General features: G+C 75.2%; 16 protein-coding genes. 9 read left to right on the forward strand and 7 right to left on the reverse strand.

Features of this window, described 5'->3' with window-relative positions:
* Positions 1 to 289 precede the first annotated feature (289 nt).
* Positions 290 to 613, forward strand: coding sequence for a WhiB family transcriptional regulator (locus AC067J_RS03990; protein ID WP_037779213.1), 324 nt, complete (start codon positions 290 to 292; stop codon positions 611 to 613).
* Between the two features lie 290 nt (positions 614 to 903).
* Here AC067J_RS03990 and bagB read toward each other — a convergent pair whose 3' ends face one another.
* Entirely contained in the window at positions 904 to 2,061 is a 1,158-nt protein-coding gene (gene bagB / locus AC067J_RS03995; RefSeq protein ID WP_478296922.1) for an ATPase BagB, read from the reverse strand.
* A gap of 44 nt (positions 2,062 to 2,105) precedes the next feature.
* Positions 2,106 to 3,176, reverse strand: coding sequence for an ATPase BagA (gene bagA, locus AC067J_RS04000; RefSeq protein ID WP_478296401.1), 1,071 nt, complete (start codon positions 3,174 to 3,176; stop codon positions 2,106 to 2,108).
* Between the two features lie 188 nt (positions 3,177 to 3,364).
* Between bagA and AC067J_RS04005 the strand changes: the two genes are divergently transcribed.
* The 5 genes from AC067J_RS04005 to AC067J_RS04025 all read left to right on the forward strand — a co-directional run bounded on the left by AC067J_RS04005 (position 3,365) and on the right by AC067J_RS04025 (position 6,173).
* Positions 3,365 to 3,523, forward strand: a complete 159-nt coding sequence (locus AC067J_RS04005) for a Sp36 family protein (protein WP_327678528.1) — start codon at positions 3,365 to 3,367, stop codon at positions 3,521 to 3,523.
* A complete protein-coding gene (locus AC067J_RS04010; protein WP_478296402.1) occupies positions 3,520 to 3,990 on the forward strand; it encodes a RidA family protein in 471 nt (156 codons plus the stop codon). The genes AC067J_RS04005 and AC067J_RS04010 overlap by 4 nt, the downstream gene beginning before the upstream one ends.
* 91 nt (positions 3,991 to 4,081) lie before the next feature.
* Positions 4,082 to 5,065 (forward strand): NUDIX hydrolase, encoded by a 984-nt coding sequence (locus tag AC067J_RS04015; RefSeq protein WP_478296403.1) that lies wholly within the window; start codon positions 4,082 to 4,084, stop codon positions 5,063 to 5,065.
* 107 nt (positions 5,066 to 5,172) lie between these two features.
* Entirely contained in the window at positions 5,173 to 5,349 is a 177-nt protein-coding gene (locus AC067J_RS04020; protein ID WP_478296404.1) for a hypothetical protein, read from the forward strand.
* Positions 5,346 to 6,173 carry an MBL fold metallo-hydrolase gene (locus AC067J_RS04025; protein WP_478296405.1) on the forward strand — a complete coding sequence of 276 codons (828 nt, stop codon included), beginning with the start codon at positions 5,346 to 5,348 and terminating at the stop codon, positions 6,171 to 6,173. Before AC067J_RS04020 ends, AC067J_RS04025 begins: the two co-directional genes overlap by 4 nt.
* 142 nt (positions 6,174 to 6,315) lie before the next feature.
* Here the strand turns inward: AC067J_RS04025 and AC067J_RS04030 are convergent, their stop codons facing one another.
* Together AC067J_RS04030 and AC067J_RS04035 are read right to left on the reverse strand one after the other, a co-directional pair.
* On the reverse strand, positions 6,316 to 6,990 hold the full coding sequence (locus AC067J_RS04030) for a Crp/Fnr family transcriptional regulator (protein ID WP_030392646.1): 675 nt from the start codon (positions 6,988 to 6,990) through the stop codon (positions 6,316 to 6,318).
* A gap of 357 nt (positions 6,991 to 7,347) precedes the next feature.
* Positions 7,348 to 8,349, reverse strand: coding sequence for a helix-turn-helix domain-containing protein (locus AC067J_RS04035; RefSeq protein WP_478296406.1), 1,002 nt, complete (start codon positions 8,347 to 8,349; stop codon positions 7,348 to 7,350).
* Positions 8,350 to 8,474: 125 nt separating this feature from the next.
* Between AC067J_RS04035 and AC067J_RS04040 the strand changes: the two genes are divergently transcribed.
* On the forward strand, positions 8,475 to 9,347 hold the full coding sequence (locus tag AC067J_RS04040; protein ID WP_478296407.1) for an isocitrate lyase/PEP mutase family protein: 873 nt from the start codon (positions 8,475 to 8,477) through the stop codon (positions 9,345 to 9,347).
* Positions 9,348 to 9,407: 60 nt separating this feature from the next.
* Here the strand turns inward: AC067J_RS04040 and AC067J_RS04045 are convergent, their stop codons facing one another.
* The 3 genes from AC067J_RS04045 to AC067J_RS04055 all read right to left on the reverse strand — a co-directional run bounded on the left by AC067J_RS04045 (position 9,408) and on the right by AC067J_RS04055 (position 12,776).
* Entirely contained in the window at positions 9,408 to 10,613 is a 1,206-nt protein-coding gene (locus AC067J_RS04045; RefSeq protein ID WP_478296408.1) for an alpha/beta hydrolase, read from the reverse strand.
* A gap of 163 nt (positions 10,614 to 10,776) precedes the next feature.
* Complete coding sequence (locus tag AC067J_RS04050) at positions 10,777 to 11,538, reverse strand: response regulator (protein WP_478296409.1); 762 nt, start codon at positions 11,536 to 11,538, stop codon at positions 10,777 to 10,779.
* Complete coding sequence (locus AC067J_RS04055; RefSeq protein WP_478296410.1) at positions 11,535 to 12,776, reverse strand: sensor histidine kinase; 1,242 nt, start codon at positions 12,774 to 12,776, stop codon at positions 11,535 to 11,537. Before AC067J_RS04055 ends, AC067J_RS04050 begins: the two co-directional genes overlap by 4 nt.
* A 299-nt stretch (positions 12,777 to 13,075) precedes the next feature.
* Here AC067J_RS04055 and nth point away from each other — a divergent pair, with 299 nt between their 5' ends.
* Positions 13,076 to 13,957 (forward strand): endonuclease III, encoded by an 882-nt coding sequence (nth, locus tag AC067J_RS04060; protein WP_478296411.1) that lies wholly within the window; start codon positions 13,076 to 13,078, stop codon positions 13,955 to 13,957.
* Complete coding sequence (locus tag AC067J_RS04065) at positions 13,954 to 14,694, forward strand: NUDIX hydrolase (protein WP_478296412.1); 741 nt, start codon at positions 13,954 to 13,956, stop codon at positions 14,692 to 14,694. Before nth ends, AC067J_RS04065 begins: the two co-directional genes overlap by 4 nt.
* The last annotated feature ends 163 nt before the right edge of the window (positions 14,695 to 14,857 follow it).

A 14,857-nucleotide genomic window follows, 5' to 3' on the forward strand; every position in this document is an offset into this window, starting at 1 on the left:
TCCTGAGGTGGTCTTGAGGCAGCTGTCGCTGGCTGTGCACCTGTGTCCCGTAGCGCTCAGTGACGACCCGCGTGGCGAGAGTGGCGCCCGTGGTCCTGGCAAGGCTTGCGACCTGCGATCACTCCAACGAGTGAGCTGATCGATACCCATAGTCCAATCGGGTCATTCGAGATTGAGCCCGAAGGGGCTGTTGCAACCTGTCGTTCTTCCGTAACGTCCTCAACTGGCAACGGTGAATATGCCGTTGCCGCCGTGGGGGAGCCTCGATTCGGGAGAGGACGGCGCCGGCATGGGCTGGGTAGACGACTGGAGTGCGCAGGCCGCCTGCCGCACGAGTGATCCGGACGAACTGTTCGTCCAGGGGGCGGCGCAGAATCGCGCCAAGGCGGTGTGCAGCGGGTGCCCCGTTCGCACGGAGTGCCTGGCGGACGCGCTGGACAACCGGGTGGAGTTCGGGGTCTGGGGTGGGATGACCGAACGGGAACGACGGGCGCTGCTGCGCCGCCGGCCGACGGTGATCTCGTGGCGGCGGCTGCTGGAGACGGCCCGCACCGAGTACGAGACCTCGCTGGCCACCGGCGTGATACTGACGGACTACGCCCAGGCGGGCTGAGCCCCCGGGTCGGAGCCCCGGTCCGTGCGGTCGGTGGTCCGTGTTCAGCCGGTGGTCCCCGTAGGGCCGGCGGTCTTCGTTCGGTCGACGGTCTTCGCTCGGCCGGTGGTTTTCGTTCGGTCGGTGGTCACGTCCGGGCCCGTGGTTCGCCCGGGCCTCGGCTCATCCGGTCGGTGGTACAGCCCGGGCCCGTGGCTCCGCCCGGGTCCGCGGCCGACCTGGCCGGCCGGTTGACCTGCCCGGCCGACCTGTTCAGTCGGCCGACGGACCGTCACCAGGCGGTGGCCCCTTCAGCTGGTGGGCCCGCTGAGCCGTTCACCGATGGCGCGCAGGCCCTCCAGGTCGTGGACGTCACCGGGAAGCGCACCGACCTCGACGATCGGCACGTCCGGGTAGACCGAGACGAAGCGGTCCCGCGTACGGCGCTCCCGCGACACCACCTGCACCCGCTCGGCGTGCAGCCTCAGCAGTCCGGCCGCGAGCAGCTCCGCCTCCGGCGACGCGTGCTCCGAGCCGTTCTCCTCCAGGGCCTCGGCCGCCGCCAGCGACCGCTCCGCGGTGAGCTGCGGGGCGCCCGTCCCGTGCACCCGGTTGAGCACCAGCCCGGCCAGCGGCATCCGGTCGGCGGCCAGCCGGTCCACGAAGTACGCCGCCTCGCGCAGCGCGTCCCGTTCCGGCGCGGCCACCACCAGGAACGCCGTGCCCGGGGCCTGCAACAGCTGGTACGTGCGGTCCGCGCGCTCCCGGAAGCCGCCGAACATCGAGTCCGTCGCGCTGACGAAGGTCTGCACGTCGGTCAGCAGCTGGGCGCCGAAGATCTTGCCGAGGGTGCCGGTGAGCAGGCCCATCCCGACGTTGAGGAACTTCATGGCGGACCGGCCGCCGACCTTGGCCGGCGCGGTCAGGATGCGGATCACCTTGCCGTCGAGGAACGACCCGAGCCGGTTGGGCGCGTCCAGGAAGTCCAGCGCGGAGCGGGACGGCGGGGTGTCGACGACGATGAGGTCCCACTCCTCGGCCGCGCGGAGCTGGCCGAGCTTCTCCATCGCCATGTACTCCTGCGTGCCCGCGAAGCCGGCCGACAGTGACTGGTAGAAGGGGTTCTCCATGATCGTCCGGGCCCGCTCGGGCTCGGCGTGGGCCAGCACGACCTCGTCGAAGGTCCGCTTCATGTCGAGCATCATGGCCTGGAGCTCGCCGTCGCCGGTGACGCCCTTGACGACCCGGGGGGTGTTGTCCAGCTCGGTCAGGCCCATCGACTGCGCCAGCCGCCGGGCCGGGTCGATGGTCAGCACGACGACCTTGCGGCCCCGCTCGGCCGCCCGCAGGCCGATCGCCGCCGCGGTGGTGGTCTTGCCGACGCCGCCCGAGCCGCAGCAGACGACGATCCTGGTCTTCGGGTTGTCGATCAGCTCGTCGACGGCGAGCCGGCTGCCGCCGCTCCGCACGTTCCCGCCGCCCTGCCCGGTCCTGTTGCCCTGCCCGTTCCCGCTCACGCTGCCCCCTGACGCTTCAGTTCGCCCGCCAGCCGGTAGAGCCCGCCGAGGTCCACACCCTCGCCGAGCAGCGGCAGTTCGTACGTCGGGAGCTTCAGCTGCTGGAGGTCGGCACGCTGCGCGCGTTCCAGCTCCACCCGCTCGGCGTGCTCCCGGGCCTGCTCCAGCAGTGGGTCGAGCAGCGGTTCGATCGCCGCCCGGACGGTCTCCGGCTTGCGCGAGCGGCCGCCGAGCCCGGCCTCGCCGAGGGCGAGCGCGACCTCCTCCCGGTGGTCGCCGTCCACCGCGGCCACCGCCGCGGCGTCCAGCAGCGGCGGCCGGACCATGTTCACCAGGACCCCGCCGACCGGGAGGCCGGCCTCGCGCAGCTCCTCGAAGCCGTCGACCGTCTCCTGCACCGGCATCTCCTCCAGCAGGGTGACCAGGTGCACCGCCGTCTCCGGCGACTTCAGCACCCGCATCACGGCCTGCGCCTGGGTGTGGATCGGCCCTATCCGGGCCAGCCCGGCCACCTCGGAGTTCACGTTCAGGAACCTGGTGATCCGTCCGGTCGGCGGCGCGTCCATCACCACCGCGTCGTACCGGCGCCGCCCGTCCGGGCCCTTGCGCCGGGCCGCCTCGCAGGCCTTGCCGGTCAGCAGCACGTCCCGGACGCCGGGCGCGATGGTGGTCGCGAAGTCGACGAAGCCCACCTTCTGCAGCGCCTTGCCGGCCCGGCCGAGCTTGTAGAACATGTCGAGGTACTCGAGCAGCGCCTGTTCGGTGTCGATGGCGAGCGCGTGGACCTCGCCGCCCGGGCCGCCGCCGGGCAGCCCCAGCTGGGCCGGCGAGACCGAGGCGATCCGGCGTTCCTCGTACGGCAGTGCCGCTATCCCGAACAGCTCGGCGATGCCCTGCCGGCCCTCCACCTCGATCAGCAGGGTCCGGCGGCCCTCCGCCGCGAGCGCCAGTGCCAGTGCCGCGGCCAGGGTCGTCTTGCCGGTGCCACCCTTGCCGCTGACCACGTGCAACCGCACGCCCTCCCAGTCGGGATCGCGCCGGGCCGCCTGGCCGGGGGTGCGTGCCACGCTCCGTCTCCGTCCGTCTCCGAGGGCGGCACCGCTCAGGTGCCCTCCCGCGAGGGTAACCAGGGACCGCACCGGATGCCGGGACTACCCGGGGGGCCAGGCCTGAATCATGCCCGGATTGTGGGCCACCTCACACGCGCGAGCGCGGGCCGCGCCGGTCGCCGAGGCGGAGCGTCTAGAGTCTGGCCATGACCAAGTGGGAATACATGACGGCACCCCTGCTCGTGCACGCCACGAAGCAGATCCTGGACAACTTCGGCGCGGACGGCTGGGAGCTCGTCCAGGTCGTACCGGGTCCGAACCCGGAGCAGCTGGTGGCCTACTTCAAGCGGGAGAAGCAGGCATGAGCAAGGTCGAGGAGAAGCTTGCCGAGCTGGGCCTGACCCTGCCGCCGGTGGCCGCCCCGGTCGCCGCCTACGTCCCGGCACTGCGCTCGGGCGAGTTCGTCTTCACCTCCGGCCAGCTGCCGATGGTGGGCGGCAAGCTGCTGAACACCGGCAAGGTCGGTGCCGAGATCACCCCGGAGGAGGCCAAGGAGCTCGCGCAGGTCTGCGCGCTCAACGGCCTGGCCGCCGTCAAGTCGGTGATCGGTGACCTCGACCTGGTCGAGCAGGTCGTCAAGGTGGTCGGCTTCGTCGCCTCCGCCCCGGACTTCACCGGCCAGCCCGGCGTGATCAACGGTACGAGCGAGCTGCTCGGCAAGGTGTTCGGCGACGCGGGCGTGCACGCCCGCAGCGCCGTCGGCGTGACCGTGCTGCCGCTGGACGCCCCGGTCGAGGTGGAGCTCCAGGTCCGGGTCCGCGCCGGGGCCTGACCCGCGGTGTGACCGAAGGACATCCCCGGAGCGGGGTCGGACAGCGGATCACCCCTGTCCAACCCCGCCCCCGGGCGCTTAGCATCCGGGCATGGACCAGCGAGCAACGACGCTCCCGATGCCGCCCGGCTGGCCTGCCCGGATCCGGGCGGTCGAGTCCGGCGAGCTGACCCCGCCCGTGCCCAAGCCGTCCGCGACCGTGGTGCTGCTCCGGGACGCATCCGAGGAAGCGGATGCGGCCGCGGATGCGGCCGAGGACGCGCACGCGGACACGGACCGGGCGGCCGACCCGGCTCCGGCGAAGGCCCACGACCCCGCGACGGCGACGGCCCCGGGGCCCGAGGCCTACCTGCTGCGCCGCCGCACCTCGATGGCGTTCGCGGCCGGCATGTACGCCTACCCGGGCGGCGGGGTGGACCGGCGCGACGCCGAGGCCGAACTCGGCTGGGCCGGCCCCGGCCCGCAGGAGTGGGCCGAGCGGCTCGGGGTGGACGCCCGGACCGCGCAGGCGGTGGTGTGCGCCGCCGTCCGCGAGACCTTCGAGGAGGCCGGCGTCCTGCTGGCCGGACCGGACGCGCACAGCGTCGCCGAGCCCCGGGACTGGAGCGCCGAGCGCGCCGCCCTGGAGGCCCACGAGCTCTCCTTCGCCGACTTCCTGCGCGAGCACGGACTGCTGCTGCGCAGCGACCTGCTGGCCGGCTGGGCCCGGTGGGTCACCCCCGCCTTCGAGGAGCGCCGGTACGACACCTGGTTCTTCGTCGCGGCCCTGCCGCCCGGCCAGCGGGCCGCCCGCGAGGTCGGCGAGGCCGACCGGGTCGCGTGGCTCACCCCGGCCGAGGCGGTCAGGGGCTACGAGGAGGGCCGGTACGGCATGCTGCCGCCGACCGTCACGGTGCTGCGAGAGCTGCTGCCCGTGCGCAGCGCCGCCGAGGCGCTGACCGTGGCTGGCGGCCGTTCGCTGTCGCCGGTGCTCGGCCGGGCCGAGGTGCGGGGCGACCGGCTCACGGTCCGCTGGTCGGGGTACGACGAGCTGACCATCGACGGATCCTTCCCCGACGAGGACCGCGTCCGCTGAGCCCGCCCGGTGCACCCGTCCCACCGACCTCCACGACTCCCACGAATCCCACGAATCCGATCGACCCGATCAACCCGATGAATCCGATGTGAAAGGACCGACGCCCGATGACCCACAACGACGTGGCTCGCCGGACGGCACGCCAGATGCCCGCCCGCAGCCTGTACCCCCGTACCCCCGCCTGTGACAGCGGCCTCGTGCCCTTCAGCGAGCTGGCCCAGCGCGCGATCACCCGGGTCCTCCCGCTGCGTGTGCTGCATCGCGACGGAGAGGGCGGCCGGTGAGCGGACTCCTGCCGGGTGACCCCGCCGCCGCCATCGGCGGCGAGGCCACCTCCCGGGCGCTGTGCGTGCTGGCGCCGAACCCGTCGCCGATGACGCTGGACGGCACCAACACCTGGCTGCTCTCCGAGCCCGGCTCGGACCTCGCGGTGGTGATCGACCCGGGCCCGCTGCACGAGGGCCACCTGCGCCGGGTGATCGACACCGCCGAACAGCAGGGCAAGCGCGTGGCGCTCACCCTGCTCACCCACGGCCACGCCGACCACTCCGAGGGGGCCGCCAGGTTCGCGGAGCTGACCGGCTCCGAGGTCCGCGCGCTGGACCCGGCGCACCGGCTCGGCTCCGAGGGCCTCACGAACGGGCAGCGCCTGGACGTCGGCGGCCTCGACCTGCGGGTGGTCGCCACGCCCGGGCACACCTCGGACTCGCTGACCTTCCACCTGCCCGCCGACGGGGCGATCCTCACCGGCGACACCGTGCTCGGCCGGGGCACCACGATGGTCGCCCACCCGGACGGCCGGCTGGGCGACTACCTCGACTCGCTGCGGCACCTGCACACCATGGCCGCCGAGTACGGGGTGCGGACCGTGCTGCCCGGCCACGGGCCGGTCCTCGCGGACGCGCTCGGCGCCGTCGACTACTACCTGGCGCACCGGGCCGGCCGGCTGGCCCAGGTGGAGACGGCGGTCGAGGCCGGCTGCCGGACGGCGGCCGAGGTGGTGGCGCGGGTCTACGCCGACGTGGACCGTGCGCTCTGGCCGGCCGCCGAACTGTCGGTCCGGGCCCAGCTCCAGTACCTGCGGGAGCACGGGCTCATCCCCGACTGAACCGGCGACCGGCAACCGGGGAACCGGTGAGCCGGCCGACCGGCGCAGCACACCGCACACCGCACACCCCACGCCGCACAGCACGAGGGCCCGTACGCCGGAGCGTACGGGCCCTCGCCGGTCGGTACCGGCCGTGTGCGGGTTACCGCGAACGGCGGGAGAGCCGCTCGACGTCCATCAGGACCACCGCGCGTGCCTCCAGCTTCAGCCAGCCGCGGCCGGCGAAGTCGGCGAGCGCCTTGTTGACCGTCTCGCGGGAGGCGCCGACCAGCTGGGCCAGCTCCTCCTGGGTGAGGTCGTGGGCGACGTGGATGCCCTCGTCGGACTGCACGCCGAAGCGGCGGGAGAGGTCCAGCAGGGCCTTCGCGACGCGCCCGGGCACGTCGGAGAAGACCAGGTCGGACATCACGTCGTTGGTCCGGCGCAGGCGGCGGGCGATGGCACGCAGCAGCGCGATCGAGACCTCGGGGCGCGCGTGCAGCCAGGGCTGCAGGTCGCCGTGGCCGAGGCCGAGCAGCTTGACCTCGGTGAGTGCGCTGGCGGTGGCGGTGCGCGGGCCCGGGTCGAAGAGCGACAGCTCGCCGATCATCTCGCTGGGCCCGAGGACGGCGAGCATGTTCTCGCGGCCGTCCGGCGAGGCGCGGTGCAGCTTGACCTTGCCCTCGGCGACGACGTACAGCCGGTCGCCCGGGTCGCCCTCGTGGAACAGCGACTCACCACGGGCGAGCGTCACCTCGGTCATGGAAGCGCGCAGCTCGCCGGCCTGTTCGTCGTCGAGTGCCGCGAAGAGTGCGGCGCGCCGCAGAACGTCGTCCACGTGCTTCCTCCTTCTCGGCCGGCCGACCGTCAAGCCCTCCGGCACAAGTTCGTACAGTGCTCTGCATCACCAAGCATGGCGCATGTCGCTCCGATCATATGAGGAGGGGGTGCGCCGAGGTGTGCTGCGCGGGGCCATTCGTACCGCCCGTACAGCCAGGTCAGCCGCCGCCCCCGGCCCCGTGCCGGGCCGTTGCCGGCCTTGCCGGAGGGGCTTCCCGAGCCGTATCCGGGTCCTCGCCACGGCCGTCACGGGCCCTCGCCACGGCCACCACGGGCCCTCGCCGCGCCGTCGAGGGCCGCTTTCCGGCCCGCCCCGCGCCGCCTGCGGCCGGTGCCGGGGCCGGGCCGCCCGGCGTCAGGCCGCGGTCGCCGCCGCGGGGTCGAGCAGGGCGTCGGCGACGGCGGTGCGAGCGTAGAGCACGGCGTGACCGGCCCGGTGTGCGCTGGTCAGCCCGGCCGCGCGCAGGGCGGTGAGGTGCTGGGAGACCCCGGCGGCGGAGAGGCCGGTGCGCCGGGCCAGCTCGGTGGTGGAGGCCGGCGAGTCGAGTTCGGCGAGCAGCCGGGACCGGGAGCGGCCGAGGACGGCGGCGAGCGTGTCGGAGCCGGCGCCGGGCCGGGGCTCCCACAGGGTGGCGATGCCGCGGGCCGGGTAGGCGAGCTGCGGCGGGTCGGGCGGCAGCGACCGGGTCAGCACCCGCGGCCAGGCGAACACCGACGGCACCAGCAGCAGTCCGGCCTCGGCGTCCAGCCGCTGGACCGCGCAGTGCCGCTGCTCCAGCCGGAGCGCCCCGCCGTCCCAGCGGACCGTCTCGTGGAGGTCGTCGAGGACGCGGGCGGTGCCGTACCCGACGGCCTGGCGGGCGCGGTGCAGCACGTCCGCGTCCAGCAGCGCGCGGATCCGGGCCCAGTACGGCGCCAGCGCGAGCTGCCAGTACGCCTCGATGTCGGCCGTCAGCCGGGGCAGCCGGCCGGCCGGGTCCCGGTGGAGCGGTTCGAGCGGGGCCGGGAGCCGCCCGTCGTGCTCGGCGGCCAGGACGTCCAGGTCGGCCCGGACCTGGGCGGGGGTGGTGGCGGTGATCGCGGCCAGCTCGTCGGCGAGCGTCGGGGCGGCGGTGGCCGGGACGGGGGTGAGGAAGTCGGGCAGGTGGCCCGTGGGCGGGACCATCGCGGCCAGCCGCCGGTACGCCGGCCCGGCGGCGGCCAGCCGGGGGCGGACCTGCCCCGCCCAGCGCCGGTGCAGCGCGGGGACCGGTGAGTGGGCCAGCGCCCGGAGGCTGGTCACCACCTCCCACATCGGGGAGACGGCGAACCTGGTCCGCGCCAGGTCGTCCGCCGAGAACGCGAGCTCGGTCCGCATCGTCGCGGTCCTCCCGTCCGGGGCCAAGATTCGGTCCCAGCTTAATCACTGGAGCACGGCCGACGGCGGCGGCAGGATTCCGGTGTCGCACCACGATCCCCTCCGTGTGAAAGCCGGTGACCCGCATGACCTCCGCCGCTGCCTCCTCCTCCGCCTCCGCCCCTTCGCCCGCCGCTCTCCCCGTCGCCGTCCTCCGCGAGCGGGCGGCGCGCCTGCGGGCACTGGTGGCGGACGGCGTGCTCGTCCTGCCGAACGCCTGGGACGCCGGGAGCGCCGCCGTGATCGCCTCGGCCGGTGCGGCCGCGATCGCCACCACCAGCGGCGGCGTCTCGTGGTCGCTCGGCCGCGGCGACGGCCAGCGCCTCGACCGGGCGGAGGCGGTCGAGGCGGCCCGCCGGATCGCCGCCGCCGTCGACCTGCCGGTCACCGTGGACGCCGAGGGCGGTTACGGCCCGAAGCCCGCCGATGTCGCCGAGACCGTCCGGGCGCTGATCGGGGTCGGCGCGGTGGGCGTCAACCTGGAGGACTCGGTGGCCGTCGGCGGCCCGCTGTTCGCGGTCGAGGAGCAGGCCGACCGGCTGCGCGCGGCCCGGACGGCGGCGGCCGGGGCGGGACTGCCGGAGCTGGTGGTCAACGCCCGGACGGACGTCTTCCTGTTCGGGCTGGGCGGCCTCGACGACGTCCTCGTCCGTGCCGAGGCGTACGCGGCGGCGGGCGCCGACGGCCTCTTCGTGCCGGGTCTGCTGGACCTCGACGCGCTGGCCGGGCTCTGCGCCCGCTCGCCGCTGCCGGTGAACGCGATGGCGGTGGCCGGCGGACCGACCGTCGCCGAGCTCGCCGCGGCCGGAGCGCGCCGGATCAGCGTCGGCACCGGCGTGGCCCAGCTCGCCTACAGCGCCGCCCGCGCGGCCGCCGCCGAGTTGCTCGGGGCGGGCACGATGACGGAGCCGGCCGGCGCTCTCGGCTTCGGCGACGTCGACGGCCTGTTCCGGCGCTGAGGACCGGACGGGTCCGGCCCCGCTCCCCCGCCGGGCGAGGGAGCGGGGCCGGACGGTCGCTCAGTGCACCGGTCGGCCGGTGAGGAAGTCGAGGAGGACCCGGCGGCCGGTCTGGGAGGTGAGACTGCCGTACGCGTCGTCGAAGGCGTGCTCGGCGAACGGCAGCACGCGCACGGTGGTGGGGACCCCGGCCACGCGCAGCCCCTCGCCCAGGGCCCGGACGCCTCCGGGCGGGGCGCTGCGGTCCCGGTCACCGACCACCAGGAGCGTGGGCGGGAGGCCCGAGCGGACCTCCGGGGCGGGGGACACCTCGCGGTAGCGGTCCGGGTACTGCTCGGGCGTGCCGCCGGTGTACAGCTCGGCGGCGTCACGGGAGCCGGCCACGTCGCGCCGCCACATTCCGGTGACGTCGACGCCCGGGTAGAAGCCCACGACGGAGGCCGGGGGCCTGGGCGTGGGGCCGTCCGCCGACCGGATCGTCCCGTTCTGCAGGCGGTAGGCGGCGTTCATGGCCAGCGTGCCCCCGGCGGACATGCCGCCGAGCGATATCCGGTCGGGGTCGAGGCCGTAGGCGTCGGTGCGGGCCTGCACCCAGCGGAGTGCGGCGAGGAGGTCCTGGGGGGCCTTGTCCCAGGTGGGGCGGTCGGGCCGGGCGAGCCGGTAGTCGACGGCGAAGACGGCGACGCCGTGGTCGGCCAGCCAGCGTCCGGTGCCGCGCAGGTCGGCCTTGTCGAAGGTGTGGAAGCCTCCGGCGTGGGCGAGCACCACGGCGGGCGTCCTGCCGTCGTGCCGCGCGGGGAGGTAGACGTCGGCCCGCAGCTCCTCGCCGTCGGCGGTCGCGTAGGTCTCCGTCGTGTCGGGCGCGGTGTCGGGGTAGGCGAGCTCGCCGAAGACCTGTCCGAACGAGACGTCCGCGCCCGCCCGCCGCGCGTCGGCGTACTGGATCCCGCCGACGACCAGGGCGGCGACGGTCGACAGCGCCGCGACGACGGTGACCGTGCGGCCCCAGCGCACCAGGCCGCCGCGCCGGACGGCGGTCGCGAGCGCGGCGCCGACCAGGCCGATCAGGGCGACGAGGAAGGGGTACTGGCCGCCGAGCACCGGTCCGATGATCCCCGCCTTCGGGATCGCCGGCAGGTACGCCCCGAGCATGATCACCGCGACTAGGAAGGTCAGCAGCGAGGCGAACAGGGCGGCGGCGACCAGAACGGCTCGCCTGAGCCACCTGGGGACCGCCGACAGGGCGGTTCGGACGGGCAGGGTCATACCGGTGCTCCTGGGCGGGGTGTGGGGTGCGGGGTGCGGGAACGCGGGTGCGGGATCGCGGTTGCGGGCCGCCCGCCGGCACCTCCGAGCCTCCCCGACCCCGGCCGCACTCCGCGTCCCCCGGCGGAGCCAACCCGGACGTGGCTCTCGTGGGGGACACCGCTCAGCGGTCCGCCGCGTCGCTCCCCGGCGTGACCAGGCCGTTCTCGTACGCGAAGACGGCGGCCTGGGTGCGGTCACGCAGACTCAGCTTCCGCAGGATGCGGCCCACATGGGTCTTCACGGTCTCCTCGGCCACCACCAGCTCGCGGGCGATCTCGGCGTTGGAGCGGCCGCGCGCGATCTGGACGAGCACCTCGCACTCGCGCCCCGTGAGCAGGCCGGCCGGCCCGCCGGTCCCTTGACCCGCCGTCCCCTGGCCCGCCGGCCCGCGCGAGCCACCACCCGCCGCCGGCCCGCGCGAGCCGCCACCCGCCGCCGGTTCGGCCGCACCGCCGCCCAGGCGGGCGAACTCGCTGATCAGGCGCCTGGTCAGGTCCGGCGAGAGCATCGCCTCGCCGCGCGCGACCACCCGGACGGCCTCGGCGAGTTCCACCCCGGACGCGTCCTTGAGGAGGAACCCGGTGGCCCCCGCCCGCAGGGCCTCGTACACGTACTCGTCGAGGTCGAAGGTGGTGAGCACCAGGATCCGCGTGGTGTCGCCCAGCAGTCGCGTGATCCTGCGGGTGGCCTCGATCCCGTCCAGGACCGGCATGCGGACGTCCATCACGACCACGTCCGGTCGCAGGTCCTCCGCGCGGGCGACGGCCTCGGCGCCGTCCCGCGCCGTGGCGACCACCTCGATGCCGGGCTGGGCCCCGAGCAGCACGGAGAAGGCCTCCCGGACCATGGCCTGGTCGTCGGCGATCAAGACCCTGGTCGTCATGCCGGGCCCTCCTCGTGGGGGGTCGTGACGGCGGTGAGGGCGGTGACGGTGGCGGTGGGCAGGACGGCGGTGACCTCGTACCCGCCGTCGGCCGTCGGCCCGGCGGCGAGGTCGCCGCCGAGCATCGCCGCCCGCTCGCGTAGACCGGTGAGTCCGTGCCCGCTGCCGGGGGAGGCCGTCGCCTCCCGCGTCGCCGGGCCGTTGACGACTCGCAGCCCGAGGGCCGAGGGCCGGTAGGCGAGTTCGACCGCGGCCTGCGCCCCGGGCGCGTGCCGCAGCGTGTTGCTCAGCGCCTCCTGGACGATCCGGTAGGCCGACAGCCCCACCCCCGGAGGCAGCGGGCGGTGCGGTCCGTCGACGACCAGACCCACCGTCAGTCCGGTGGACCGGACGGTGTCGAGCAGCGCGTCGAGCCGTTCCAGGGAGGGCTGCGGCGCGGTGGCGCCGAACCGTTCGTCCGGCCCGTCCGCGCGCAGCACCCCCAGGAGGCGGCGCAGCTCGTTCAGGCCGTCCAGCGCGACCGTGCGGATCGCGGCCAGTTCGGCGACCAGCTCCGGCGGCGGGTCCACCACCCGGTAGGGCGCGGCATCCGCCTTGATCGCGACGACGGACATGTGGTGGGCGACCACGTCGTGCAGCTCACGCGCGATCCTGGCGCGCTCCTCCAGGACGGTGCGCAGGGCCCGTTCGTGCGCGGTCGCGGCGGTCTGCTCGATCAGCCGGGCCCGGTCCTCGCGGCGTCCCCGCCGTACCGCGCCGATCACGACGGCCAGGGCGAACCACCCGCAGCCGACCGCGACCATGGTCCAGGACCCCACCGGGCAGCCGGCCAGCTTCAGCAGCGTGCCGCAGAGCGCGCTGCCCGCGGCAGCCGCGGCGGACACCGCCGGCCGGTTCCGCAGGGCCAGCAGGAGCAGTACCCCGGCCTGGACCAGCCAGGTCCACAGCTCGTTGTCGTGCGTGGGCGGGTGGACGACGGCTATGACGACGGTGAGCGCGGTCGCCGGCCACCAGGCGGCCACCGGCCGGTGCAGCGCGACCACCAGGGTCGCCGCGTGCACGACGGCCAGCAGGCGCGCGGCCGGGTCCGCGCCCGTCGCGGCCAGCGCGAGCGCCCCGAGGACCACCGCCGCCTGCGGAAGCCACCGCAGCTGCCGCGGCCAGGCCAGCGGCGGCAGCGGCTGCGGACGCGGGGTGAGCAGGTCCGCCACCAGCTGCCGCGGTACGGGGCGGCTCACCGGGCGCACGCGCGGCACAGGCCGTCGGGCCGGGGCGGAGGGAGGGCCCTCGGGGCGGTGCTGACCATGCGGGTGACGCTATCCCCTGCGCCGCTGCCCCTGTGCCCCCGCCCCTGCTCCCTCCCCGCCCCGGCTCCCTCTCGCTCCCGCGCCTCCTGGCCCTGGGCCCTCGTCCCGCCCGGCGAACTCGGTCGCCGGGCGGCCGCCGCGCGGTCGCCCGGCGGCCGGAGCCGGTCGTGCCGCCACCGGGCATGGCTGATCCGCCGCACGCGACGGACCGTCCGGCGTAGCCTTCGTGCATGGCAGAGAGCAAGGTCCGGAAGGCCGCGACCGGGGCGGTCGCGAAGCCGGCGCAGAAGGCGGTCAGGCCGAGGAAGCCGGAGTCGCACCTGGCGATGGTGCGGCGGGCTCGGCGGATCAACCGGGAGCTGGCCGAGCTGTATCCGTACGCGCATCCGGAGCTGGACTTCGACAACCCGTTCCAGCTGCTGGTGGCCACGGTGCTGTCGGCGCAGACCACCGACCTGCGGGTGAACCAGACGACGCCCGCGCTGTTCGCGAAGTACCCGGCGCCGGAGGACATGGCGGCCGCCGACCCGTCGGAGCTGGAGGAGATCATCCGGCCGACCGGCTTCTTCCGGAACAAGGCGAAGTCGCTGATCGGCCTCTCGATCGCCCTGCGGGACGAGTTCGGCGGCGAGGTCCCGGGCCGGCTGGAGGACCTGGTCACCCTCCCCGGCGTCGGCCGCAAGACCGCCAACGTCGTCCTCGGCAACGCCTTCGGCGTCCCCGGGATCACGGTGGACACCCACTTCGGGCGGCTGGCCCGGCGGTTCGGGTGGACGGCGGAGGAGGACCCGGTCAAGGTCGAGGCGGTCGTCGCGGAGATCTTCCCGAAGTCCGAGTGGACGATGCTCTCGCACCGGGTCGTCTTCCACGGCCGCCGGATCTGCCACTCCCGGAAGCCGGCCTGCGGGGCCTGTCCGATCGCGCCGCTCTGCCCCTCGTACGGCGAGGGCGAGACCGACCCCGAGAAGGCGCGGAAGCTGCTCAAGTACGAGATGGGCGGCGAGCCCGGCCAGCGGCTGCGGCCGCCCGCCGACTTCCCGGGCGAGGCGGCCGCCCGTGCCGACGCCGCCGCCCACCGGGGCAAGGTGGCCGACCTGGCGGTGGCCGAGTGACGGCCGGTGCGGCCGGGATCGAGCGGGGCGGCCTGCCGTCCTGGCTGGAGCCGGTCCGGGACGCCGCCGAACGGGTGCTGCCCGAGCAGCTGAGCCGCTTCCTGCCGCCCGCCGAGGGCGGCCGTGCCGCAGCCGTCCTGATGCTGTTCGGCGAGGGCGTCGGCGGGCCGGACGTGCTGCTCATCGAACGGGCCCGGTCGCTGCGCTCGCACGCCGGCCAGCCGTCCTTCCCGGGCGGCGCACTGGACCCGGAGGACGGCGACCCCGCCGGCCCCGGGCCGGTCGCGGCGGCGCTGCGGGAGGCCTGGGAGGAGACCGGTCTGGATCCGGCCGGAGTGCAGGTCTTCGCGACGCTGCCGGCCCTCTACATCCCGGTGAGCCGGTTCGTGGTGACCCCGGTGCTCGGCTGGTGGCGCGAGGAGTCGCCGGTCCGGCCGGTGGACACGGGGGAGACCGGTGCGGTGTTCCGGGTGACGATCGACGAGCTGACCGACCCGGCCAACCGGGCCAGGCTCCGCCACCCCTCCGGCCACCTGGGTCCGGCCTTCGCGGTCGGCGGGCGTCTGGTGTGGGGCTTCACCGCCGGGGTGATCGACCGGGTGCTCCACCACAGCGGCATGGAGCGGCCGTGGGACACCGCCAGGATCGTCGACCTGTCGGACGAGGCGCTGGAGCTGGTGCAGGGCGACCGTGACCGCTCCCGCGCGGTGCTCGGCCGCGACGCCGGGTCGTCGTGAGCGAGGGCGTGGCAGGTCCTGCCGTCGCGCGCCGGGCTGCGGCGGGTCGCGTGGTCGTCCGCGGGGGCGCGGGTCGCGTGGTCGTCCGCGGGGGCCTGGCGGCCCGGGCCGCCGTCCGGGAGGAAGCGGTCGGCCGCACCGTCCCGGGCCGCCCGTCCGTGTG

The organism is Kitasatospora sp. NPDC042419 (assembly GCF_056437345.1).

What these genes read in the sequence shown, in the direction of transcription:
- AC067J_RS03990 (WP_037779213.1), top strand. Translation starts at nt 290, where the DNA reads ATGGGCTGGGTAGACGACTGGAGTGCGCAGGCCGCCTGCCGCACGAGT.
- AC067J_RS04005 (WP_327678528.1), top strand. Translation starts at nt 3,365, where the DNA reads ATGACCAAGTGGGAATACATGACGGCACCCCTGCTCGTGCACGCCACG.
- AC067J_RS04010 (WP_478296402.1), top strand. Translation starts at nt 3,520, where the DNA reads ATGAGCAAGGTCGAGGAGAAGCTTGCCGAGCTGGGCCTGACCCTGCCG.
- AC067J_RS04015 (WP_478296403.1), top strand. Translation starts at nt 4,082, where the DNA reads ATGGACCAGCGAGCAACGACGCTCCCGATGCCGCCCGGCTGGCCTGCC.
- AC067J_RS04020 (WP_478296404.1), top strand. Translation starts at nt 5,173, where the DNA reads ATGACCCACAACGACGTGGCTCGCCGGACGGCACGCCAGATGCCCGCC.
- AC067J_RS04035 (WP_478296406.1), bottom strand. Translation starts at nt 8,349, where the DNA reads ATGCGGACCGAGCTCGCGTTCTCGGCGGACGACCTGGCGCGGACCAGG.
- AC067J_RS04040 (WP_478296407.1), top strand. Translation starts at nt 8,475, where the DNA reads ATGACCTCCGCCGCTGCCTCCTCCTCCGCCTCCGCCCCTTCGCCCGCC.
- AC067J_RS04045 (WP_478296408.1), bottom strand. Translation starts at nt 10,613, where the DNA reads ATGACCCTGCCCGTCCGAACCGCCCTGTCGGCGGTCCCCAGGTGGCTC.
- AC067J_RS04050 (WP_478296409.1), bottom strand. Translation starts at nt 11,538, where the DNA reads ATGACGACCAGGGTCTTGATCGCCGACGACCAGGCCATGGTCCGGGAG.
- nth (WP_478296411.1), top strand. Translation starts at nt 13,076, where the DNA reads ATGGCAGAGAGCAAGGTCCGGAAGGCCGCGACCGGGGCGGTCGCGAAG.